The sequence below is a fragment of the Aeromicrobium ginsengisoli genome (assembly GCF_004134905.2).
GTDB lineage: Bacteria > Actinomycetota > Actinomycetes > Propionibacteriales > Nocardioidaceae > Aeromicrobium > Aeromicrobium ginsengisoli.
The window spans coordinates 617869-640939 of the sequence record NZ_SDPQ02000003.1; the positions used below are offsets into that span (position 1 = coordinate 617869).

Sequence of the window (23071 nt, forward strand, 5' to 3'; positions counted from 1 at the left end):
GAGGCGAATCGTCCCTGCAGGCTCAGATGTTGCGGCGCCAGACGACTTCCTCGCGCAGCTCGCGGCTGCGCCAGCCGTCGGGCGTACGGATCATCGTGTGGTGGTAGAGCCCGCCGAGCTCGACGACCTTCTCGCCGCCCGCGCCGTCGTCCATCGTCATCGGGTTGTGGAAGTACGCCGTCACGCGTGCTTCGTCACCCTGCAGGTCCACCGCGACCTGTCCGAGCGTGTGCATGAGCTTGCGGAAGAACGCGGGGAGCACCTCCGCAAGCCAGGGCTTGACCTGCGGGTAGGCCCCGTCGATGCCCCCCGACTCGGTGTAGTCGATCCGGGCGTCGGGCACGAACACCGTGTCGAGCCGGTCCCAGTCGAACGTGTCGATCGCCCTCGTGTAGCGGATCAGCACGTCGGTGATCTCGATTCGGTCGCTCATCTCCTGCAGGTCCATGACGGCACTCTGGCACAAAACAAGAACACGTTCTATATTTCGACCAGCTCAACAACCGAAAAGAGTGCTGATGCGTTTCACCTATGCCGAGGCCATGACCCAGGCGGACTACTACGCCCCGTTGGCCCAGGCCGCAGAGGCCGCCGGCTACACCTCGATGACCGTCGCGGACTCCTTGATCTATCCCAAGGAGTCCGACTCGAAGTATCCCTACACCGACACCGGCGATCGGGAGTTCCTCGAGGGCAAGGAGTTCATCGAGGCGATGATCCTGTGCGCCCACCTGTTCGCGGTCACCTCGACGCTGCGCCTGACGCCGTTCGTGCTCAAGCTGCCCGTACGTCCGCCGGTGCTGGTCGCGAAGCAGGCCTCGTCGCTCGCGTTCCTGTCCGGCAACCGGCTCGGCCTCGGCGTCGGCATCTCGCCGTGGCCCGAGGACTTCGCCAACCTGCAGGTCGACTGGGCCCGCCGCGGCAAGCGGATGGACGAGTGCATGGACATCCTGCGTGGCCTGACGACGGGCGAGTTCTTCGGCTACCAGGGCGAGTTCTACGACATCGACGAGCTCAAGCTGTGCCCCGCGCCGACCGAGAAGATCCCGTTGCTCGTCGGCGGTCACGTCGACAAGGCGTTGCAGCGCGCCGTGCTCAAGGGCGACGGCTGGATGCACGCCGGTGGCGACGGCGAGGAGCTCGACCGGCTGCTGAGCCGGCTCGCCGAGATCCGCAAGGCCGAGGGCGACACCCGCGACGACTTCGAGGTGCACGTCATCTCGTACGACGCCTATGACCTCGACGGGATCAAGCGGCTCGAGGACAAGGGCGTCACGGACTGCATCGTCGGCTTCCGGATCCCTTACATCAAGGGCCCCGACACCGAGCCGCTCGAGACGAAGATCAAGCACCTCGAGCAGTACGCGGAGAACATCATCCACAAGGTGTGACCCAGATCACATCCAAGGTTGTCCGATCAGGGCTGTTTCGGTCGTCCCCTGGGTGAGACGTTCACCAGGAACGTACGACACCCCCGAAAGGCTCTGCCATGACCCAGTACGCAGCCATCATCTACAGCCACGACGGCGACTGGACCTCACCCGAAGAGGCCGAGACGACCAAGGCGTACGCCGAGTTCAGCGAGAACCAGGCCGCCGTGATCCGCGGCGGAGCCGCACTCCACCCGACCTCCACCGCGACCGTCGTCAAGGTCGCGGGCGGCCGCGGAGGAGACGTCCTGACGACCGACGGCCCGTTCGTCGAGGCGCGCGAGGTCCTGTCCGGGTTCTACCTGATCGAGGCCGACGATCTCGACAGCGCGGTGGCGATCGCCGCCCAGATCCCCGGCGCCTGGGACGGCGCGGTCGAGCTGCGGCCCGTCATCCAGTTCGGCTGAGCGTGCCCGAGGCGTCGTCGGTCCTGGCCGATCTCGTACGCGATGAGGGTCGCCGTGTCCTGGCGACCCTCATCCGTACGACCGGCAGCATGACGATCGCCGAGGACGCGGTGCAGGAGGCGGCCATCTCCGCACTGGAGCACTGGCCGCGTGACGGCATCCCTGACCACCCCCGGGCCTGGCTGACCACGGTCGCCCGGCGCAAGGCCGTCGACGCCATCCGGCGCGAGGCGGCACGCGGTGACAAGGAGGTGCGGGCGATGGATCTGACGAGCGATCCGGGCGACGAGCCCGAGTCGGTGGTGCGCGACGACGAGCTCCGGCTGGTGTTCACGTGCTGCCATCCCGCCCTGTCGCTGGGGACCCAGACGACGCTCAGCCTCACGACGCTGTGCGGGCTCAGCGTGGCCGACACCGCTCGCCTCATGCTGACGACCGAAGGGGCGATGGCCCGCCGGCTCACCCGGGCCAAGCACAAGATCGCCGTCGCCGGCATCCCCTACCGGATCCCGCCCGACGCCGAGCTGCCCGAGCGGCTCGCCGCCGTGGCGACGACGGTCTACCTCCTCTTCACGGCGGGCGTTGCCGGTGGCGACGAGCCCGTACGACCGCAGCTGTGCGACGAGGCGATCCGGCTCGGCCGGCTGCTGGTAGAGCTGATGCCCGACGAATCGTCCTTGCAGGGCCTGCTCGCGCTGATGCTGCTGAACGACGCCCGGCGCGAGACGCGCACGGACGCCGACGGCGAGCTCGTGCTGCTCGCCGACCAGGACCGGTCGCAGTGGGATGCGGCTCGCATCGCTGAGGGTGCAGAGCTCGTCGAGGGTGCACTGCGACGGTCACGCCATCAGGCCGGCCGGTTCGAGCTCGAGGCGGCGATCGCCGCGTGCCACGCCACCGCGAAGGCGTACGACGAGACCGACTGGGGCGACATCATCGCGCTCTACGACGCGCTGCTCCGGCTGACGCCGACCGATGTCGTGCGGCTCAACCGCGCCGTCGCCGTCGGCGAGCGCGACGGAGCTGCGGCCGGGCTCCACGAGCTCGACCAGCTGGCCGGGCTCGACCGGTTCCACCTGTGGCACGCCTGCAGGGCCGAGCTGCTGGTCCGTGTCGGCCGCTTCGACGAGGCGGCGGCGGCCTATGGGTCCGCGCTCGCCTGCGATCCGCCGCCTGCGGACCGGCGTCACCTCGAGCGGAGGATCGCGGCTAGTCGCTGACGAGGTCCAGCGCGAGCAGGTTGTCGGCGTCGTAGGGGATCGAGGTGATGACCCGCTGGGCCGAGCCGGCGAACCGGGACCTGAATTCCGTACGCGCGGAGGGCAGGTCGCCGACCACGGCGAACGTCGCGAGCACCTCGTCATCGACCAGGTCGCCGAGCTCGGCCCAGCGGTTGCTCTTGGTGAGCGCGTGCGCCTCGGTGTGCAGGTCGCCCCAGCCGTGGTGCTCGAGCACCGGCAGGTAGGCCGGCGTCGAGGAGTAGAACCCGATCTGCCGCTTGGTGCCGGCGATCGCCGCCGCCAGCTCCTCGTCCGTACGACCGGTCGCGACCATGCACATCACCGAGGTGGTGAACGGCTCGTCTGCGTGCTGTCCGGCGGTACGACCCGCAGCCACGGCCGGCCTGACGACCTCGTCGAGGTAGCTGCGCGACAGCAGCGGGTGACAGATCAGTCCGTCGGCGACCGAGCCTGCGGCGGCCAGCATCCGCGGCCCGACGGCGGCCAGCCAGATCGGCGGGAGTCCGCCCTCGATCGGCCCGGGGTTGAACAGCGGCGGCATCAGGGTGTGTGCGTAGAAGTCGCCCTGGAAGTCGAGCTTCGACCCGTTCTGCCAGCTCTCGAAGATCGCCCTGAGCGCCTCGACGTACTCCGACATCCGCGGCGCCGGGCTCGACCACGGCATCGCGAACCGACGGGTGATGTGCGGCTTGATCTGCGTACCGAGACCCAGGATGAGCCGCCCACCACTGAGCCGGTGCACGTCCCACGCCGAGTAGGCGGTCGACATCGGGGTCCGGGCGAACGCGATCGCGACCGAGCTGCCGATCCGGATCCGGCTCGTCGCCGTACCGGCCAGGGCGAGCGCGATGTAGGGGTCGTGGGCCGCCTCGGCGACGAACAGTCCACCGACCCCGCGTGCCTCCGCCTCGGCGGCGACGCCGGCGATCTCGGCAGCATCGCCATGGAACGCGATGTCGAGAATCGGCTCGGTCACGGCCCGAGCATACGGTGACGATCTGCCGGTACGGTCGATGTCGTGGACTTCGAGATCGTCTCGCTGCTGGTGTCGCGGGTGCGCCGCTACGAGGGCCGGCCTGCCGATGGCACCAAGCCCTACGACATCGCCGACGAGCTGGTCGACTCCGTGCGCGTGCGGGCTCACAATGGCCTCGTCGGCGACCGCTACTTCGGCACTCGATTCACGTTCGCCACGATGACGATGATCGCGGCCGAGAGCATCGAGCAGCTCGAGCGCGACATCGCCGGCGACGGACTCTTCGCCGCGGCCAACACGCCGTACGACCCGACCCTGGCCCGGCGCAATCTGGTGACTCGTGGCCTCGATGTCGACGCCCTCGCGCGTACGACCTTCACGCTCGACGCCGGACACGGGCCGATCCGGTTCCGGTCGATGACGCCGGCCAATCCGTGCGCGTGGATGAACACGGTCTACGCGCCCGGAGCCCACCAGGCCCTGCGCGGGCACGGGGGCATCCGGTGCGAGCCGCTCGACGACGGCGAGCTGTCGGTCGGTCCGGCGACGATCGACGACATCACGCCGATCCCGCCCGAGGAGCTGACCCGCCGCATCAAGGCCGCGCCGACGAGCTAGTCGGGTCCTCGGGCCATGCGTGCTTGGGATAGCGGCCGCGCAGCTCGGCGCGCACCTGGCGATAAGGGCCGGCCCAGAACGACTCGAGGTCGGCGGTGACGGCAGCCGGCCGGCGGGCCGGGGTCAGCAGGTGCAGCAGCAACGGCACCCGGCCGTCGGCGATCCGTGGCGTCGCGGTCCAGCCGAACGCATCCTGGAGCCGCAGCGCGAGGACGGGCTGCTCCGTGCCGGACGTCCCGTACTCGACCCGCGCCGTCGCGCCGCCCGGCACTGTCACCCGCTCTGGTGCCAGCTCGTCGAGGCGACCTGCGGCAGGCCAGGGGAGAAGCCGGCGCAGCGCTCCCAGGACGTCGAGGCGGGCGAGGTCCCGGCTGCCGCGGACGCGGGCAAGGTCGGATCCGAGCCAGGCATTGATGCCGGCCACCAACGCGTCGTCGCCGACGTCGGGCCACGGGTCGCCCAGGGCGTGGTGGAGGAAGGCCAGCCGGCGGCGCAGCGCCACGGCCGCTTCGTTCCACGGCAGCAGCGCGAGGCCTTCACGGGCGAGTCCTTGGGCGACTGCTGCCGCGACAGCCTCCGCGGAGGGATCGGACAGCGGGACGGCGGACAGCTCGATCGCACCGAGACGGACGACCCGGCGGGCCACGATCCGACCGTCCCTCCACGTGACCTCGTCGGCCTCGTGCCAGGAGCCGGACGCCGCATCGAGTGCGATGTCTTCGTCGACAGGCGCGGCCGAGCGGATCGTGGCATCACGCGCGCCTGGCCGTCGCTCGGCGTCGGCGATCGCGATCCACCGGACGCCCGCAAGGGCCGGGTCGGCGGCGCGGAACGATGCGCCGGTCCCCGACACCATGAGGTAGGACGTGCCGCCCGCCCGCCGCCGCGCGATGCGTCCGGGGTGCGCGAGAGCCACGACCGTACCCACCGCGAGGTCGTCGGTCAGCTCGGTCCGGGGTGGCCGCTCGGGCAGCAGCGACTCAAGCCGCTTCGCGGTGTCCGACCACGACCGCGTGGTCGGGCCGCCCCGCCGCAGCGTGCGCAGCGCCGCCACCAGGTCGCCGCCGGGGACGCGTACGTCGTCTGCGAGCAGGGCGACGACCTCTGCGGCACGGCGAGCGCCCACCGTTTCAGCGCCGTCGAGCAACGCGCGGGCCAACCGTGGGTCGGCCGGTACCTGTGTCATCGCGCGGCCCCGGTCGGTGATCGCGCCGGCCTCGTCGATCGCACCGAGCTCGCCCAAGGTGTGTCGAGCCGCCTCGACCGCCGCCGCGGGTGGCCGGTCGAGCAACGCCAGGCTCCCACCTTCGACGTCTCCCCAAGCCGCGAGCTCGAGGCAGAATCCGGTGAGGTCGGCGACCGCGATCTCCGGGGCTGGGTGCGGGTCCAGATGACCGTGATCGGCGCGGGACCAGCACCGGTGCACGGCGCCGGGAGCCTCGCGCCCCGCGCGACCGGCCCGTTGCTCGGCCGCGGACCGGCTGACCCGCACCGTCACGAGCGCGGGGAGCCCGCGCGCCTGATCGGTGCGGGGCTCGCGGGACAGTCCGGCGTCGACCACAACGCGTACGCCCGGGACCGTCAGGGACGACTCAGCCACTGCGGTCGACACCACGACACGTCGACGAGGGCCCAGCGCGAGGGCGACGTCCTGCTCGCGGGCAGGAAGTCGGCCGTGGAGCGCCAGCACGTCGACGTCCGGAAGACCGGACAGCCGGCGCATGACCCCGTCCACCTCGCCGACGCCGGGCACGAACACCAGCACGTCGCCGGGGTCGACCGACAAGGCGTGGCGGACCGTGGCGGCGACATGGTCGAGGAAGCGTGGCGGGACCCCGCGCTCGTCGGTCGGCAGCACGCCCGGAGGCGGGGGCGTCCAGTGCTCGGTCACTGAGTGGAGGGCGCCCGGGACGTCGATGATCGGGGCGGGCTCCTCGTCGATCATCGCGGCGGTGCGCTCGGCCTCGATCGTCGCCGACATCGCGACCAGCAACAGGTCCTCGCGCACGGTGGCGCGTACGTCCGCCAGGAAGGCGAGCGTCAGATCGGCGTCGAGCTGGCGCTCGTGCACCTCGTCGAGGATGACCGCGGCGACCCCCGGCAGCTCCGGATCGCGTTGGAGCCGCCGCAGCAGGACACCGGTCGTCACGAACTCGATCCGCGTACCGGGCCCGACAGCCCGGTCGCCACGTACCGTGTGGCCCACGGTTTGTCCGACCCGTTCACCCAACAGGCCCGCGAGCCTCCGCGCAGCCGCCCGGGCAGCGATGCGGCGCGGCTGGGTCACCACGACCAGACCGTCGCCGGCGACCATCGCAGCCACCGCCGGCGGCACCAACGTGGTCTTGCCAGTGCCCGGAGGTGCTTGCACGACCGCGACCGCGCGATCGCGCAGCGCGGCGGTCAGCGCCGGCAGCCCGCCCAGGACCGGCAGATCGGGTGGGCTGTCCAGCAGGCGCTGGATCGGATCGGGGGGCACGCTCCCAGTGTCTCGCCCGCAGTGACCCCGTGCGGCACTAGACCTTGGAGCTGGCGGCCCAGATGTTGATGCCGGCCTCACCCGCGAACGAGTCGATCTCGACAAGCTCCTCGTCGGTGAAGTCGATGCGCTGGGCGGCCTTGAGGTTCTCGTCGAGCTGCTCGACCGACGAACTAATGGCGCGGCGTGGCGGCCAGAATGCTCGTCAGAACGCCCGGAAGTGCCGTCTCGACCTCGGCCACGCGCAGGCGGTTCATCTTGCGATTGCCCTCAACGTACTGCTCGATGAGTCCCGACTCACGCAGCATCGCGAAGTGATAGGACGCGGTGGACTTTGCGACGTCGTCGTACAGGCCACCGCACGGCAGAGCGAGCTCGGCGGCAGCCAAACGCCGCACCATCTCCAGCCGGACCGGGTCCGCCAGCGCCTGGAGGACGCCCTCCAGCGTCACGGTTGCCGCCTCGTTCACGTCCGCGTCCCTCCTTGTTCGACTTATGTCGAACCTATGCTAGCGTGAATCTTGTTCCATGTAGATCGAACAAGGAGTGGGTCATGTCGCAGCAAGTGCGCGTCGGGATCATCGGCGCGAACCCAGATCAAGGTTGGGCGTTCCGGTCGCACGTGCCCGCGATCGCGCACCTCCCCAATCTGGCCATCTCGGCTGTCGCAACGACTCGCGAGGAGTCGGCGCGCAAGGCGGCTGAGCTCGTCGGAGCGGCCCACTGGTACACCGACCCGGCCGCCCTGGCCGCAGATCCGGACGTCGATCTCGTCGTCATCGCGGTCAAAGTTCCCCACCACGTCGAGCTCATCCAGACCGCCGTCGCTGCCGGCAAGCACGTCTACTGCGAGTGGCCCCTCACGCAGACAACCGAGGAGGCGCGCGCCGTGACGGCGCTGGCCGACCGGGCGGGCGTCAGTGGCTTCGTCGGTCTGCAGGCCCGCACGGACGCCGTGCTCAGCACGGCCCGCGACATCGTGACCGGTGGGGAGATCGGGACGATCACTTCCGTGACCGCGCGGACGTCGACGTCCAAAGGTCTCGGTCAAGCGATCAGCCCGGCATGGCTCTACACGATCGACGCGGGGAGCCGTGCGGGCATCATCGAGATCCACGGCGGCCACCTGGTCGACGCCGTCGACCACCTGTTGTCCGGGGTCGGCGGGATTCGGGTCGTCGACAGCATGGCGGCGGTCACCCGGCCGACATACCCCGTGGTGGACAGCGACGAGCTGCATCACGCCACGGCCCCCGATGTCTTCCGGGCCGGGCTGGAGGTCGGCGAGCGGGGAATCGGCAGCATCCAGGCGTGGTACGCAGACCCCGATCCAGGAACTGAGATCGTCGTCGTCGGCACCGAGGGCAAGGTCGTCCTGCGGACCGAGCGCACGCTCACCGCGTACCCCCAGCAGCCCCAAATGGCGCCCTACACGGCCGACGTCGTGACCCCGGCCGGACGGCGTACGTTGCAGGGCCCGGCCGATCGGCTCGCCGCGGAGTCCCAGAACGTCATGGAGACCTATCGCCGGGTGCTCGATGACCTGAATGATGGCGGACGGCGCGCCCCGAGGTTCGACGACGGGGTGCGACTGCACGAGGCGCTTGACACCATCCGCGGCCATGCCCTGAAGCCGGAACCTGTCGGCTAGACCTTGGAGCTGGCGGCCCAGATGTTGATGCCGGCCTCACCCGCGAACGAGTCGATCTCGGCAAGCTCCTCGTCGGTGAAGTCGATGCGCTGGGCGGCGTTGAGGTTCTCGTCGAGCTGCTCGACCGACGAGACCCCGATCAGCGCCGACGTCACCCCGCCGGGCCGCAGCGTCCAGGAGATCGCCATCTGGGCGAGCGTCTGGCCGCGCTTCTTCGCGATGACGGCGAGTCCCTTGAGGCGCTTGCGGTTGTCGTCGTTGGCCATCGACGCGTCGAACGAACCCCGCTTCTGCGAGCGTTCGGGGTCGGCGCTCTCGACATAGCGGTCGGACAGCAGGCCCTGCGCCAGCGAGCCGAAGCCGATCGAGCCGACACCGTGCTCGTCGAGGACCGTCGTCAGGCCCTGCTCGATCCAGCGGTTGATCATCGAGTAGGACGGCTGGTGGATCACGATCGGCGTGCCGAGGTCGTTGGCGATCGCGACCGCCTCGGACGTGCGCTCCGGCGAGTAGGACGAGATGCCCGCGTAACGCGCCTTGCCCTGGCGGACGATCGCGTCGAGCGCGCCGATCGTCTCCTCGAGCGGCGTGCCGGGGTCGGCGCGGTGGGAGTAGAAGATGTCGACGTGGTCGACCGACATCCGCTGGAGCGACTCGTCGAGGCTCGCGAAGAGGTACTTCCGCGAGCCGAAGTTGCCGTAGGGCCCGGGCCACATGTCGTAGCCGGCCTTGGTCGAGAGGATCAGCTCATTGCGGTACGCCTTGAAGTCGGTGCGCATCATGCGGCCGAAGTTCTCCTCGGCCGAGCCGTAGGGCGGACCGTAGTTGTTGGCGAGGTCGAAGTGCGTGATGCCGTTGTCGAACGCATGCCGCAGCACGGCGCGCTGGTTGTCGAACGGGAAGTTGTCGCCGAAGTTCCACCACAGCCCGAGCGACAGCGGCGGCAGGAACAGGCCCGACCGGCCGACTCGGCGATAGTCCCAATGGGTGTAGCGATCCTCCGCGGCGACATAGGGGCGGTGGATCTCGGGAACGGAGTCGGCGTACGAAGCGCTGTCGGTCATGGCTCCACGCTAGTCCGCTCGGAAATGTCGCGACCAGGTCGTACGTTCGGCGCATGGACATCGAGATCATCGAGCTCCGCCAGTACACCCTCAAGCCCGGCACCCGCGACGGCTTCATCGAGCGCTTCGAGCGGGAGTTTCAGGACACCCAGGAGGCTGTGGGCATCAGGGTGATCGGCACGTTCGTCGACCTCGACGATCCCGACAGGTTCGTGTGGTTCCGCGGCTTCCCGTCGCTCGACCAACGCACCACCTCGCTGACGGCGTTCTACACGGGGCCGGCCTGGGCCGCGTGGGGCAAGGACGCCAACGCCGACCTGATCGACTCCGACGACGTGCTCATGCTGAAGCCTCGTCCGGGCAAGCCGGGCCTGCCGGTGTCCGTCTTCGGTGAGCTGGCCGTCCGGGTGTGGTCAGCCAGTGGCGACGCCGAGGAGTCCTCACTCGTCGCGGCGATCGATGCCGCAGGTGGTGACGTGCTGCTGACCCATCCGGGACCCAACAACTTCGCACTTCCCGTACGCGAGGAGCGCGTGGTCGTGGCGCTCGGAGGCGACGGCCTGCCCGACGAGGAGCTGCAACGCCTGCGGCTCGCGCCGACGGCGCGTTCCGCTCTGCGCTGATGACCAGGTCTGACTCAGAACGGCAGCAGCCCGAGCGCCAACCAGGTCACCACCGCAGGTGTCGGATCGGTGTTACCCGCCGGATCGATCGCGCGCACTGAGAAGGTGTGGTTGCCGAGGTGGACGCCGGTGTAGGTCCGCGGGCTCGTGCACGCCTGCCAGGTGCCGCCGTCGAGCCGACACTGAAAGCTTGAGCTGCCCTCGGAGGACGTGAAGGCGAACCTCGCGATGCTCGACAGACTCAAAGCGGACGGTCCACCGGTGATCGTCGTCTGGGGCGGCGTGGTGTCGACGATCCACGACCTCGTGGCGGGGGTGGGGTCGACGTTGCCGGCAAGGTCTGTCGCTCGCACGGCGAACGTGTGGGTGCCGCTGTCGAGCGAGCCGAAGGTGTCACCGGAGTGGCACGCGGAGTAGGCACCGGCGTCCAGGCTGCACTCGAAGGTCGCCGGCTCGTCGGCCGAGAACGTGAACGTCGCGCTCGTCTGGTTGGTGATGTTCGCGGGCCCGGAGTCGATCCGGGTCTTCGGCGCCGTGTCGTCAGCGTCGACCGTGAAGGTCCGGCTGGCGGGGGTCGCGTCGGTGTTGCCCGCAGCGTCGGTGGCGCGCGCCTGGAACGTGTGGCTGCCGTTGCCGAGCGGCGCCGTCGTGTACGGCGACGCGCACGGTCCGAAGGCCGTCCCGTCGACGCGGCACTCCAGCGTTGCACCGGTGTCAGCGGAGCTGAAGCCGAACGACGGCGTCCGGTCGTTGATCGTGCCGGTGGGGCCTGAGTCCAGGGTGGTGTCCGGTGCCACCGTGTCGACCGTGAAGGTGCGCTTGGCCGGCGACCGCTCGATGTTGCCGTACGAGTCGGTCGCGCGGACCTCCAAGGTGTGCTCCCCATCGGACTGCTCCGGGGCGGTGTAGGGCGACGTGCACTCCTCGAAGGGCGCGGGTGCGATCCGGCACTCGAAGGTGCTGTTCGGGTCCGGGGTCGCGAAGGCGAACGTCGGGGTGCTGTCCGCGGTCAGACCGCTCGGACCGGCGGTGATCCCGGTCCTGAAGATCTCGGTGTCGATGGTGAAGGTGCGCTTCGCCGGAGTTGGGTCCACGTTCCCCCCGCCGTCGATGCCTCTCACCTCGAACGTGTGCTCACCATCGCTCAGCGGGTCCGTCGTCGTCGGCGACGTGCAGGTGGTGAACGGCTCGTCGTCGACGCGGCACTCGTGCGTCAGCGCGCCGTCCGTGTTCGAGAAGCTGAAGCTGGGCGTCCGGTCGTAGATGAGGCCGCCCGGACCGGAGGAGATCTCGGTGTCCGGGGCGACGGTGTCGACGGTGAACGCGATGGCAGCCGGGATCGGGTCGACGTTGCCGACGACGTCCACGGATCGCGCCTGGAAGACGTGGTCGCCGTCGGAGAGCTCAGCGGTCGTGTGCGGCGTCGTGCAGGCGTCGAACGCTGCGTCGTCGACGCGGCACTCGTATCTCGCGCCGGGCTCAGGTGACGTGAACCCGAACGTCGGCGTGCTGTCGCCGGTCACGCCGCTCGGACCGGAGGTGATCGACGTGGTTGGCGGATTCCGGTCGAGCGTGAACGTCCGACTGGCCGTGCTCGCATCCTCGTTCCCGGCGGCATCCTTAGCGCGCACCTCGAACGTGTGCTCACCGTCGCCTATCCCGTCGCTCGTGTACGGGGATGTGCAGTCGCTGAAGGCGCCGTTGAAGCCGCACTCGAACGTGGATCCTGGCTCGGAGGAGACGAACGTGAAGGTGGGGGTGTTGTCGTTGGTCGCACCGTCGGGACCGCCGGTGATGGTGGTGTCCGGCGCGACGGTGTCGACCGTGAACGTCCGACTCGCGGGCGTCGGGTCGACGTTGCCCGCGGCGTCGGTCGCCCGTACGTCGAACGTGTGAAGACCGTCGGCCAACCCCGCCGGCGAGCGTGGAGACGAGCAGGCGCTGAAGGCGGCGTCGTCGACGCGGCACGCGAACGTCGATCCGGGCTCGGACGACGTGAACGTGAAGGTCGGCGCCTGGTTGATCGGCCCGGTCGGGCCGCCGGTGATGGTGGTGTTCGGAGGAGTGATGTCCTGGGGGTTCAGCAGTACCGAGATGCCACTCCTCCTTCCGGGGCTCTGCTCATTCGTCAGCACGACATCGGTTCGGCCGTCCGCGTCGAAGTCTTCTGCTGCCACCGCCGTTGAGCCGCCGCGGGTCGGGAACTGGGTGAGATTGACGAACGTGCCGTCGCCTCTGCCATGGAGCACGTCGAGCTGGCCGACGCTCTCGGAGATCGCGAGGTCCGGGCGGGAGTCGTCGTTGAAGTCCCCGACCGTGACGTCTGTCGCGTGGGGGACGACGTAACCCAGTGGCGTCGTGAAGGTTCCGCCGCTCGCGCCGAGCAGGGTCCAGACAGCGCGGCCCGTCTCGACGACCGCCATGTCGGGGTCGGAGTCGCCGTTGAAGTCACCGAGCGCGATCCTCATGCTGTTGAATTCCTGCGCCTCCCCGATCGAGTAGACGGTCGCGGGACTGAATGTCGCGGCCGGTCCGCCGAGCAGGACGAAGACCTTGCCGGCGCTGTCGCCGACAGCAAGGTCGGGGTCGGAGTCGTCGTTGAAGTCACCGACCGTGACCGACAGAGGGCTGCTGAACCCGGCTTGGAACGACGTCTTGGGGCCGAAGGTGCCGCCAGGTCCACCGAGCAGGATCGACATGGTGTCGTTGACGCCGCTGGTGACCGCGAGGTCGGGGTCATCGTCGCCGTTGAAGTCGCCCACTGCCACCGCGGTCGGAGTCACGTCCACCGGGTAGTAGGTCGGGTCCCCGAACGTCCCGTCAGGCCTCCCGAGCAGGACGGACACGGTGTCGCCGTACTCATCGGCGACGACGAGGTCCGGGTTGCCGTCGACATCGAAGTCACCGATCGCGATCGATCGGAGCTCGAAGCCGCCTTCGTAGTGGGTCGCAGGGCCGAACGACCCACCGGGGCCGCCGAGGTTCACCGAGACTGTGCTGCCGGCGGCAGCGACATCCGGGTCACCGTCGCCGTTGAAGTCGCCGACCACGACACTGACCGGCCGGTTCCCGGTCTCGTAGTCGACCCCGGGGGCAAAGTTGGTCGTGCTGGTGGCGCTGGCGGCACCGGACTGCGTCAGCACGACCACGGACACCATGCTCGATAGCGCCAGCAGACGTCCGAGGTTGAGCGCTGTCCGGCGACGCGCAGAGGTGGTTCGTCGGGCAGTGCTCATGGGAGTCTCCGTTCGGGAGGGATGCTGTCGACGCTAGGGACCACACGAGGGCGTGTCGTCCGTGCCAGCACGGATCACCCACGTGCTGCGTGGTGACAGAGTGGGCGAATGTCGCTGCGCGTCGTGCTGGTCGATGACGATCGACGGTTCCGCACGACGGCTCGACGGGCGCTGGAGGCCGAAGGCGTCGAGGTCGTGGCCGAGATCGCATCCGGCAAGGACGCCCTCGCGACGGTCCGGGATTGCTACCCTGATGTGGTCCTCATCGACGTCCGGATGCCCGGGGTCGACGGCATGGAGGTCGCTCGGCGACTCCAAGGGAAGGTCGGTGCGACCGCGATCCTGATCTCGACGCTCGACCCCGAGCATGGCCGCCTGCTGGCCGAGGGTCTCGCCGCGGGCTACATCCCCAAGGACCAGCTCTCGTTGGCCGCCATCACCGAGCTCCTGGGGCGATGAGCCAAGGGGTGAGGATCGGCGTGGCGCTCGTCGCGCTGCTCGCCGTGGTGGCTCTCGTCGGGCTCGACCTCGACCGACCGTACGTCCTCTGGCTGGAGCTGGTGGCCGGAGCCGCCCCGCTCGTCCTGCTCGCCTGGTACTTCATCGCCCGGACCGCCGACGAGCGGCTCGTGCTCGCGCTGGCGGGCCTCGGCACGGGCGGACCGGACACCACGGTCCGCGACGCCCTCCGCCGGGTGCTCGCCGATCCGGATCTCGACATCGTCTACACCCAGGTCGGCAGTGGTGGTGGCTGGATCACCGGGCTCGGCGAGCAGACGGCCCGACCGGTCCCCCCGATGCGGAGAGCGTTCACCCCGATCGAGCGCGACGGGAAGCCGATCGCCGGGCTCGTCCACGACCGCCGCCTGCTGCGTCACCCTCGGCGACTGCAGGCCGCCATGGACGCGGCCTCCCTCGCCCTCGACAACGAGCGTCTCAAGGCTCAGCTTCGGGCCGAGCTGCGCGAGGTGCGTGCCTCGCGGTCGCGCATCATCGACGCCGGTGATCGCGAGCTGCAGCGCGTCGAGCGCAACCTGCACGACGGCGCGCAGCAGCGACTCGTCGGGCTCGCCCTCATGTTCCGCCTGGCAAGCCGACGGGCCGCTGGTGACCTGGAGCTGACGGTCCTGCTCGACGACGCGGCCCGCGAGCTCAGCGACGCGATCGCCGAGCTGCGCGAGCTGACCCGCGGCATCCACCCGGCCATCGTCGACGACACCGGCCTCCGCGGCGCCCTCGAGTCGCTCGCCGAGCGCCCCGGCCTGCCGGTCGAGCTCGAGGTCGACGTCTCCGTCAGCCTCCCGGAGGTCGTCGAGGTCGCTGCCTACTACCTCGTGGCGGAGGCGCTCACCAACGCCAACAAGCACGCGAACGCCGCCCATGTGGCCGTGCACGCACGGACGCGGGACGGGGTCCTCCGGCTGACGGTGAGTGACGACGGGGTCGGCGGAGCGGCACCGTCGCCTCGATCGGGGCTGCAGGGACTGGCCGACCGGATCGGTGCACTCGGCGGGGAGGTCAAGATCGACAGCCCGCTCGGCTCCGGCACCACCGTGACCGCCGACATCCCGCTCGCCCAGACCATGCTCACCGATGACGAGCAGCGGCGGATGACGGCCCTGCGGTGGTTCGTGCACGAGAACTGGGATATGCCAGGGGAGGTCGTGGACCAGATCAGTGACGAGGACAACCTCATCGCGGGCAAGGTCATGCTGCTGGCGGCCGGGGGGAACGCCCGGATCACCGAGCGCGAGCGCGAGTGGCTGATCGGCTACCTCACGGCCGCGCGCGACGCGGACTGGGTGATCGAGGCGGTCGCCACGTACGACGACTCCGACACTCTCGAGGACTTGGTACAGCTGCCGGGGATCCCGGAGACCGTGCGGGGCATGTTGTACGACGCGATCCGGATGTGCTTCAGCGACGGGCCGCTCACGCCCGACGAGCTCGGCCACCTCGAACGCTCGGCCGCTGAGCTGGGAGTCACACGCGACGACCTGGACGAGCTGCGGGCCATCGTCGAGGCCGACGCTGAGCTGCGCCGGCGGCGGTTCAACACCATCGTGGCGCCCGTCCTCCCGCGCGGCGTCTCGGGGAAGTCACGATAGATCTGGAACGTGTCGCCGATCTCGCCTGCTCCCGGGAACCCGAACGTCCGGTGGCATCGGGCTCAGGGTCGTTGTCGGCGATGCTAGGAATCACGAGGGCTCGCGTCGTCCGTGCTGCCACGGGTGCTTTCGGCCTGTGCGGCGGCGTCATCGCCCAGCAGCTGCGGCTCCGTCGGCGTCGTCAGCCGCCGGTCGAGGTTCCGCATCCGCGGCAGGCGCGAAAGGCCGACCAGCAGCGGGATCGCGCCAGTGATGGCCATGGCGCTACGCAGGCCGAACCAGTCCACCAAGGTCGGCGCGAGGAACGCACCGACGGCCATCGGGCCGACAACACAGGTGTCGATCGCGGAGTACACACGGGAGATCATGGCCGGCGGCGTGAGCCGCTGCGGGATCGTGTCGATCCCCAGTGATCCCACGGGTTCGCACAGTCCGATCACCACGATCGCCACGATGGCGGTCACCGACGTCGGGAACGCCGCCATCGCGAGCAGAGGCAGTCCCCAACCGAAGACGACCCCGAGCACCAGGTCCTGGCCCAGACGCGAACTGCTGAGTCGGCCGAGGATGAGCAGGCTGCCCGCCACTGTGGCCGCGCCGAGCAGCGAGTTGAGGTAGCCGACTCCCTTCGGTCCCGAGTCCAGCACGTCGAACGCGAGCAGCACCAGGAACACGCTCATCGACCCCCACGCGAATCCGCTGGCACCAGCGAGCAGCCCCACGCTACGCAGGTCACGGTCTCGCCCGATGAGTCCGAACCCTGAGGAGAGCTCTGCCCAGAACCTCGCCCTAGTCGCCTCGTCCTCGACGTCCGCCGACGCACGGTCGGTCTCGCCGCGCTTCACCCGTACGCCGAGAAGCATCGCGGTCGACCAGACGTACGTTCCCGCGTTGAGCCAGAACACCTCCTCGACCCCGGACACCCCGATGATCACGCCGGCCAGCGCAGGCCCGACGAAGATCAGCACGCTCTCGATGTTCGAGGACAGTGCATTCGCGGTGGTGAGCTCCGAGGGTGAGTCGACCAGCTCGGTCAGCAGCCCGGCCTCGGCAGCGCGGAAAGGGGCGCCGACGATCGCGGCGAGGATCGACAACGTGTAGACGGCCATCGACTGCCCGCCTGTCACGACGATCAGCCCGGCCGCTGTGATCAGGCCCGCGCGGAGCAAGTCGGAGATGATCATGAAGGCCCGCCGAGACATCCGATCGGCCACGACACTGCCAAGCGGTCCGGCCACCGTCATGGTGAGGAACCGCGCGGCTTGGTATGCGCCGACCGCCTTCGCTCCGCCGTCCTCGTACGCCCACACCGCGATGGCCGTGGCGTACGCCCAGTCGCCCAGGGTCGATCCCAGGAACGCGAGCTGCAGGCGGCGCACACGGCGGTTGCGTAGCACGCGCATGATCCGATGTCGGTTGCCCATCTGGTCTCCCTCAGTGGGGATCTCGGTCACGATGGCTCCTCGGGTCGGCCCTTTCCCGTGGAGCCAACCAGCCCATCGAGCCGGGGTCGTCCGTGCTGCCACGGACAACCGGCCGTTCAGCTCCTCAGCTGGTGCTCGCTCGCAGGTGTGCGAGCACGGCCAGCACCCGGCGGTGGGTGGCGGTGGTCACCTCCAGATCGAGCTTGGTGAAGATCCGGCTCGTGTGGGTCTCGATCGTCCGCCCGCTGGTCGCCAGCAGGTCCGCGATCGAGGCGTTCGAGTGGCCCTCCGCCACCAGCGCGAGGACCTCGCGCTCGCGGGCGGTCAACCGGTCGAGCGGGTCGGCATGGCGCGGCGTGTCGAGGACCCTCCGCACCACCTCGGGGTCGATCACAATCCCGCCGTCGGCGATGCGGGTGATGGCGTCGACCAGGTCGGAGTGCGCCGAGATGCGCTCCTTGAGCAGGTAGCCGAAGCCGCTGTGCGCGCCCCTGAGCAGGTCGATGGCGTGGTGTGTCTCGACGTACTGGGACAGCACCAGGACCCCGACGTCGGAGTGTGAGGCTTTGAGCTCCACCGCCGCGACCAGGCCTTCGGTCGTGTGGCTAGGCGGCATCCGGACGTCCAGGATCACGACGTCCGGGCGGGACTGCTCGACCGCGCTGACGATGCCGAGAGCATCGGCATGCTGGGCGACCACGTCGAGCCCTTCGTCACGTAGCAGCCGCGCAAGCCCTTCGCGGATGACGGTGGCGTCGTCGACCAACATCACCCGGAGCGCGACCACCAGCCGATTATGACTCGCGGTCGAGTGGTGCCGCAGCGAAACGATCCGACCAATCGGAGCTGATCAGCGCAGGCGCGCGACCGCGAGCACGATGGGCTCGTCGGCGCCGGCCCACGTGCCGGTCAGCACCTCGTCGCCCTCGGGCGTCGGACCGCCGGGCAGACGGACGACCTCGAGATCGACCGGCGGGACGTCCGACCCGCCGCCGCTGCCCTTGACACGTACGCTCGGCTCCGCGATCTCGGTGCGGCCGTCGGCGAACTCGCGGACCAGCTCGGCCTGTGTGCCGCCGGTCAGGATCGTGGCGGCCAGCACGGCTTGGTAGACCGGGTCGCCGATCGCGTCGTAGATCCACCGCAGCCCGAGCACGGTGTGCTCCATCGTGCCGACGAGGAACGACTCTGCCCCGTCGAGCGGTGCCCCGCGATAGGTCCACGGCACCTGCAGGACAGGCCCGTCGCCGGCGCGGACGAGGTGCGTCTCGATGCCCACCTCGCCGTCGGGATCGTCGAACCGATAGGCGCCGAGGTGCTGCAGCACCGTCGCGTCGCCGGCGAACCAAGGCTGCGTCGGCAGCCAGGTCGCGAGCAGCTCGGGCTTGGTCGGCGTGATGTCGGCAGTGGCGTGCAGGATGGCCATGCCCCGAACCTAGCCCAGCGGCCTGACACCATGTCCACATGCAGATCGTGGTGCTCGACGACTACCAGCAGGTCGCGGCGCGGCACGCCGACTGGGCCTCGCTCGGCGCCGACGTCACGTACCTCGACCGCCACCTCGAGGGCGACGAGCTGGTCGCCGCACTCCGGCCGGCGCAGGTCATCGTCGCGATGCGCGAACGTACGCCGATCACCGGCGACCTCATCGCGAGTCTGCCGGAGCTGCGCCTGATCGTGACCACTGGCCGGCGCAACGCGTCGATCGACGTGGTCGCGGCCCGCGATCGCGGCATCCCCGTCTGCGGCACCGCCGGGCTGGCCGCGTCGACGGTCGAGCACACCTGGGCGCTGATCCTCGCGGCGGTGCGGCACGTCCCCGCCGAGGACCGGTCAGTGCGCGAGGGCGGGTGGCAGACCACCGTCGGGACGGGCCTCGCCGGTCGTACGCTCGGCGTCATCGGTCTCGGCCGGCTGGGCTCGCAGGTCGCGGCGATCGGGCAGGCGTTCGGCATGGACGTCGTCGCGTGGTCCCAGCACCTCGATGCCGAGCACGCGCGCTCCCTCGGCGTACGACCCGTGGCGAAGGACGAGCTCCTCGCCGGGTCCGACGTCGTGACGATCCACCTCGTCTCGAGCGCGCGCACGCATCACCTCGTCGGCGCCGCCGAGCTCGCCGCGATGCGCCCGACGGCGTACCTCGTCAACACCTCACGCGGACCGATCGTCGACACTGCTGCCCTGGTCGAGGCGCTGCATGCAGGCCGCATCGCCGGCGCCGCGATCGACGTGTACGACACCGAGCCGTTGCCTGCGGACCACCCCCTGCGCACCGCGCCTCGCACGGTGCTGACGCCGCACCTCGGCTACGTCACCGACGACGGCTACGACCTGTTCTTCCGCGAAGCGGTCGAGGACATCGCCGCCTGGCGGGCCGGCGCGCCGATCCGGGTGCTCTAGCGCAAACGGGTGATCTCGACCGCGACGAACAGCTCAGATCCGCCCGACGTCGAGAAGATGCCGCGCAGGGGCGGGCTGTCGCCGTAGTCGCGACCCTTGGCGACGACGACGTGGCGCGGGCCGGGTGCGATCGCGTTGGTGGGGTCCCAGCCGACCCACTCGCCGTCCCACCACTCGATCCACGCGTGCGACTCCCCGGCGGTCGCCTCGCCGATCACCGGGTCCGGCGACGGGTGCAGATAGCCCGAGACATAGCGCGCGGGAATGCGCGCTTCGCGCAGCACGCCGAGCGTCAGGTGCGCGAAGTCCTGGCACACCCCGTTCTTGCTGTCCCACGCATCGGCCGCGGTCGTCGTGACCTCGGTGCTGCCGCGCACGTACGCCACCTGGTCGTGCAGGAACCCCGCGGCGGCGAGGGCATACTCACCGGGCGTCGCGGCGGAGGCGCGGATGTCGGCGAGCGCGGTGAGCAGCGCGGGTGACGGTGCGACCCACGACGAGAGCTCGAGGAACTCGCAGTAGTCGTCCTGCACCGCCGGCAGGTCGTCCCACGCGACGGCGTGCGGCTTGACCGGCACGTCCTGGGTCTCGACGGTCGAAGTCGCGACGACGGTGAGGTCGGTGTGCGGGTCGTGCACCTCGAACGACGTCACGGACGTGCCCCAGTAGTCGCGGTACTCATAGCTCCACGGCGCCGGGCTGATCTCGAGCCGCGACCGCAGGACGTACTGCTCCGACGTCGTCATCGGCGTCATGCGCGCCTCGTTGAACGACGCCGCGGCACCGCGCTCGTAGTGATAGCCGGTCGTGTGCCGGATCCGCATCTGCATGCTCATCGCTCGCGCTCCCTCACAGGACGACCCCGCCGCTCCAGGTGTGCTCCTCGTACTCGGCGAAGTAGCGCGCCGTCACCGCGTCGCTCGCGGCGGCGCAGCTGCGCTGGAGCCGCTCCATCTCGACCGGCAGGTCGAACACGATGTCGGCGAGCGGCCTGTACTCCAGCTCGGTGCGGGCCCGGCCGAGCAGTCGCTGGGCCTCGTCGCTGAAGCCCGTGCGTTGGCCGCTGCGCTCGAGCTTGGTCAGCGCCTTCTCGGCCTGCGCCAGCGACGACACGATCGAGCGGGGGAACCAGCGGTCGAGCAGCAGGAACTCGGCGGCCTGGCGGTCGGCCTCGATGCCGCGATAGGCGCGGATGAACGACTCGTACGCTCCACAGGCGCGCAACGTCGTGGGCCAGGCGACCTGCGGCCCGGACGCCAGCGCCGCCGTCGACAGCAGGCGGGCGGTCATGTCGACCCGCTCGATGCTGCGGCCGAGCATGTAGAACTGCCAGCCCTCGTCGCGGGTCATGGTCGAGTCGGCGATGCCGGAGATCATGGCGGTGCGGTTGCGGACCCAGGCGAACATGTCGGGCGAACGCATCGCACGGGCGGTGGGGAGGCCGCGCCACGTCGTGTTGATCGCCGCCCAGATGTCGGTCGACAGCGTCTCGCGCGCCCGCCGTGCGCTCTCGCGGGCAGCGCCGATCGCAGCGGCGATCGACACGGGTGAGTCGGCGTTGTGGGCGAGCAGGTCGAGGATCATCCAGCGGTTGGGGTTGCCGACGTACTCCTCGACGCCCATGACCGAGAGCAGCTGCTCGCACGACGTGCGCTCGTCCATGCCGGGGTCCTCGATCAGGACCTGCATCTGCACGTCGAGGATGCGAGCGGTGTCATCGGCGCGCTCGAGGTAGCGGCCGATCCAGAACAGCGACTGCGCGATGCGGCTCAGCATCGCGAGACCTCGGCTCCGAGTGCCTGCTGTTGCTGCTGTTCTTGTTCTTGCACGTGGACGTCCGTGGTCCCGCCGTCGATCGCGGGTCCGGCGGACTGGGGCGTGCCGGCGACCCGGCTCGCGGCGGGTGCGCCCTCGCCCTCGTCCTCCGGGTCGGTCGGGCTGGCCAGGACCCACGTGTCCTTGGACCCGCCGCCGCGGCTCGAGTTCACGATCAGCTCACCCTCGGGGAGCGCGACGCGCGTCAGGCCACCCGGCAGCACGAACACGTCGTCGCCGTCGTGCACCGCGAACGGCCGCAGGTCGACGTGCCTCGGACGTACGCCGTCCTCCACGAGCGTCGGCACGGTCGACAGCGAGATCACCGGCTGCGCGATCCACGCGCGGGGATCGAGCAGGATCTTGCCGCGCAGCTCGTCGAGCTCCTCGCGGGAGGCGGCCGGGCCGATCACGATGCCCTTGCCACCCGACCCGTCGACGGGCTTGAGCACCAGCTCGTCGAGCCGGTCGAGCACCTCTTCGCGCTGCTCCGGCTCGCCCATGCGCCAGGTGTCGACGTTGCGCAGGATCGGCTCCTCCGACAGGTAGTAGCGGATGAGGTCCGGGACGTAGGTGTAGAGCAGCTTGTCGTCGGCCACGCCGTTGCCCACCGCATTGGCGATCGTCACGTGGCCGGCGCGGGCGGCGTTGATGATGCCGGGGACGCCGAGCGCAGAGTCTGCGCGGAACTGCATGGGGTCGAGGAAGTCGTCGTCGATGCGCCGATAGATCACGTCGACGGGCTCGAGACCGTTGGTCGTACGCATCATGACGCGGCCGGACCGGCACACGAGGTCGCGGCCCTCGACGAGCTCGACGCCCATCGTGCGGGCCAGCAGCGTGTGCTCGAAGTAGGCCGAGTTGTAGACGCCGGGCGTCAGCACGACGACGGTCGGATCGCTGACGCCGGCCGGCGCGGCCTTGCGCAGCGCGGCAAGGAGCTGCTGGGAGTACTGCGAGACCGGGCGGATGCGGTGGTCGGCGAACACCTCCGGCAGCGCGGCCGACAGGGCTCGACGATTGGTCATGACGTACGAGACGCCGGACGGCACGCGGACATTGTCCTCGAGCACACGGAAGTCACCGTTGCCGTCACGGATCAGGTCGACACCGGCGACGTGCACGCGTACGCCGTTGGCCGGCTCGAGCCCGGCGACGACGCGATGGAAGTGCGGCGAGGTCATGACGGTCGCGCGTGGCACGACGCCGTCGGCGAACAGCTCACCCGGGCCGTAGGCATCGGCGAGGAACGCCTCGAGCGCGAGCACCCGCTGGCGTACGCCACGCTCCACGTGCTCCCAGTCGGCCGCCTCGATCAGGCGCGGGACGATGTCGAGCGGGAACGGCCGCTCCTCACCCGCGACCCCGAACGTGACGCCCTGCTCGAGATAGGACGAGGCGAGCGAGTCGGCGCGCAGCCGAATCTCGTCGGCGCCCATCTTCTCGAAGGATTCGTGCACCTGCGCGTAGTTGGAGCGCACCTCGGCGTCCGCAAACATTTCATCGAACCCGACGACCGGGCCGTAGCCGTCGAAGAGCTCAGGGATGTCCACGCGTCCACCGTAGGACAGATTTGCTAACGGCGTGTTTCGGCGCCGG

21 protein-coding genes are annotated in these 23071 nt (G+C 69.9%); 9 read left to right on the forward strand and 12 right to left on the reverse strand.

What is annotated here, in order from left to right; genetic code table 11:
- Nucleotides 1–22 precede the first annotated feature (22 nt).
- On the reverse strand, nt 23–448 hold the full coding sequence (locus tag ESP70_RS16180) for a nuclear transport factor 2 family protein (protein WP_149690341.1): 426 nt from the start codon (nt 446–448) through the stop codon (nt 23–25).
- A gap of 70 nt (nt 449–518) precedes the next feature.
- On the opposite strand from ESP70_RS16180, the gene ESP70_RS16185 reads away from it, so the two are divergent.
- From ESP70_RS16185 to ESP70_RS16195, 3 genes are all read left to right on the forward strand, one after another.
- Complete coding sequence (locus tag ESP70_RS16185; RefSeq protein WP_149690342.1) at nt 519–1391, forward strand: TIGR03619 family F420-dependent LLM class oxidoreductase; 873 nt, start codon at nt 519–521, stop codon at nt 1389–1391.
- A 98-nt stretch (nt 1392–1489) separates the two neighbouring features.
- Nucleotides 1490–1837 carry a YciI family protein gene (locus tag ESP70_RS16190; RefSeq protein WP_149690791.1) on the forward strand — a complete coding sequence of 116 codons (348 nt, stop codon included), beginning with the start codon at nt 1490–1492 and terminating at the stop codon, nt 1835–1837.
- A 2-nt stretch (nt 1838–1839) separates the two neighbouring features.
- Complete coding sequence (locus ESP70_RS16195) at nt 1840–3057, forward strand: RNA polymerase sigma factor (protein ID WP_223148758.1); 1218 nt, start codon at nt 1840–1842, stop codon at nt 3055–3057.
- On the opposite strand, the gene ESP70_RS16200 is transcribed toward ESP70_RS16195, so the two are convergent.
- Nucleotides 3047–4054, reverse strand: coding sequence for a TIGR03617 family F420-dependent LLM class oxidoreductase (locus ESP70_RS16200; RefSeq protein WP_149690343.1), 1008 nt, complete (start codon nt 4052–4054; stop codon nt 3047–3049). The two genes, ESP70_RS16195 and ESP70_RS16200, sit on opposite strands and share 11 nt — an antisense overlap.
- 42 nt (nt 4055–4096) lie before the next feature.
- Between ESP70_RS16200 and ESP70_RS16205 the strand changes: the two genes are divergently transcribed.
- Nucleotides 4097–4672 carry a molybdenum cofactor biosysynthesis protein gene (locus ESP70_RS16205; RefSeq protein WP_149690344.1) on the forward strand — a complete coding sequence of 192 codons (576 nt, stop codon included), beginning with the start codon at nt 4097–4099 and terminating at the stop codon, nt 4670–4672.
- Here ESP70_RS16205 and hrpB read toward each other — a convergent pair.
- Nucleotides 4650–7151, reverse strand: a complete 2502-nt coding sequence (gene hrpB, locus ESP70_RS16210) for an ATP-dependent helicase HrpB (protein ID WP_149690345.1) — start codon at nt 7149–7151, stop codon at nt 4650–4652. The two genes, ESP70_RS16205 and hrpB, sit on opposite strands and share 23 nt — an antisense overlap.
- Before the next feature lie 173 nt (nt 7152–7324).
- Complete coding sequence (locus ESP70_RS16215) at nt 7325–7621, reverse strand: ArsR/SmtB family transcription factor (protein ID WP_246162061.1); 297 nt, start codon at nt 7619–7621, stop codon at nt 7325–7327.
- 83 nt (nt 7622–7704) lie between these two features.
- Between ESP70_RS16215 and ESP70_RS16220 the strand changes: the two genes are divergently transcribed.
- Entirely contained in the window at nt 7705–8802 is a 1098-nt protein-coding gene (locus ESP70_RS16220) for a Gfo/Idh/MocA family protein (RefSeq protein ID WP_149690346.1), read from the forward strand.
- Here the strand turns inward: ESP70_RS16220 and ESP70_RS16225 are convergent.
- Nucleotides 8799–9866 carry an aldo/keto reductase gene (locus ESP70_RS16225; protein WP_149690347.1) on the reverse strand — a complete coding sequence of 356 codons (1068 nt, stop codon included), beginning with the start codon at nt 9864–9866 and terminating at the stop codon, nt 8799–8801. The genes ESP70_RS16220 and ESP70_RS16225 overlap by 4 nt on opposite strands.
- Before the next feature lie 53 nt (nt 9867–9919).
- Here ESP70_RS16225 and ESP70_RS16230 point away from each other — a divergent pair, with 53 nt between their 5' ends.
- Nucleotides 9920–10489 carry an NIPSNAP family protein gene (locus ESP70_RS16230; protein ID WP_149690348.1) on the forward strand — a complete coding sequence of 190 codons (570 nt, stop codon included), beginning with the start codon at nt 9920–9922 and terminating at the stop codon, nt 10487–10489.
- 14 nt (nt 10490–10503) lie between these two features.
- On the opposite strand, the gene ESP70_RS16235 is transcribed toward ESP70_RS16230, so the two are convergent.
- Nucleotides 10504–13725, reverse strand: coding sequence for an FG-GAP-like repeat-containing protein (locus ESP70_RS16235; RefSeq protein ID WP_149690349.1), 3222 nt, complete (start codon nt 13723–13725; stop codon nt 10504–10506).
- A gap of 108 nt (nt 13726–13833) precedes the next feature.
- Between ESP70_RS16235 and ESP70_RS16240 the strand changes: the two genes are divergently transcribed.
- Nucleotides 13834–14184: a response regulator gene (locus tag ESP70_RS16240; RefSeq protein WP_149690350.1), complete on the forward strand. Its 351-nt coding sequence runs from the start codon at nt 13834–13836 to the stop codon at nt 14182–14184.
- 8 nt (nt 14185–14192) lie between these two features.
- Entirely contained in the window at nt 14193–15833 is a 1641-nt protein-coding gene (locus ESP70_RS16245; RefSeq protein WP_188110669.1) for an ATP-binding protein, read from the forward strand.
- Between the two features lie 83 nt (nt 15834–15916).
- On the opposite strand, the gene ESP70_RS16250 is transcribed toward ESP70_RS16245, so the two are convergent.
- The 3 genes from ESP70_RS16250 to ESP70_RS16260 form a co-directional block, all read right to left on the reverse strand.
- A complete protein-coding gene (locus ESP70_RS16250) occupies nt 15917–17287 on the reverse strand; it encodes an MFS transporter (protein WP_149690352.1) in 1371 nt (456 codons plus the stop codon).
- Between the two features lie 94 nt (nt 17288–17381).
- Nucleotides 17382–18044, reverse strand: a complete 663-nt coding sequence (locus ESP70_RS16255; protein WP_246162062.1) for a response regulator — start codon at nt 18042–18044, stop codon at nt 17382–17384.
- A gap of 63 nt (nt 18045–18107) precedes the next feature.
- Nucleotides 18108–18683 (reverse strand): CG0192-related protein, encoded by a 576-nt coding sequence (locus tag ESP70_RS16260; protein ID WP_149690353.1) that lies wholly within the window; start codon nt 18681–18683, stop codon nt 18108–18110.
- 38 nt (nt 18684–18721) lie between these two features.
- Between ESP70_RS16260 and ESP70_RS16265 the strand changes: the two genes are divergently transcribed.
- Nucleotides 18722–19657, forward strand: a complete 936-nt coding sequence (locus ESP70_RS16265) for a D-2-hydroxyacid dehydrogenase family protein (RefSeq protein WP_149690354.1) — start codon at nt 18722–18724, stop codon at nt 19655–19657.
- Here the strand turns inward: ESP70_RS16265 and ESP70_RS16270 are convergent.
- The 3 genes from ESP70_RS16270 to ESP70_RS16280 are packed head-to-tail and all read right to left on the reverse strand — an operon-like array spanning nt 19654 to nt 23025.
- Entirely contained in the window at nt 19654–20493 is an 840-nt protein-coding gene (locus ESP70_RS16270) for a transglutaminase family protein (RefSeq protein ID WP_223148759.1), read from the reverse strand. The two genes, ESP70_RS16265 and ESP70_RS16270, sit on opposite strands and share 4 nt — an antisense overlap.
- 13 nt (nt 20494–20506) lie before the next feature.
- Complete coding sequence (locus ESP70_RS16275; protein ID WP_056210640.1) at nt 20507–21433, reverse strand: alpha-E domain-containing protein; 927 nt, start codon at nt 21431–21433, stop codon at nt 20507–20509.
- A complete protein-coding gene (locus tag ESP70_RS16280) occupies nt 21427–23025 on the reverse strand; it encodes a circularly permuted type 2 ATP-grasp protein (protein WP_246162063.1) in 1599 nt (532 codons plus the stop codon). Before ESP70_RS16280 ends, ESP70_RS16275 begins: the two co-directional genes overlap by 7 nt.
- Nucleotides 23026–23071 lie beyond the last annotated feature (46 nt).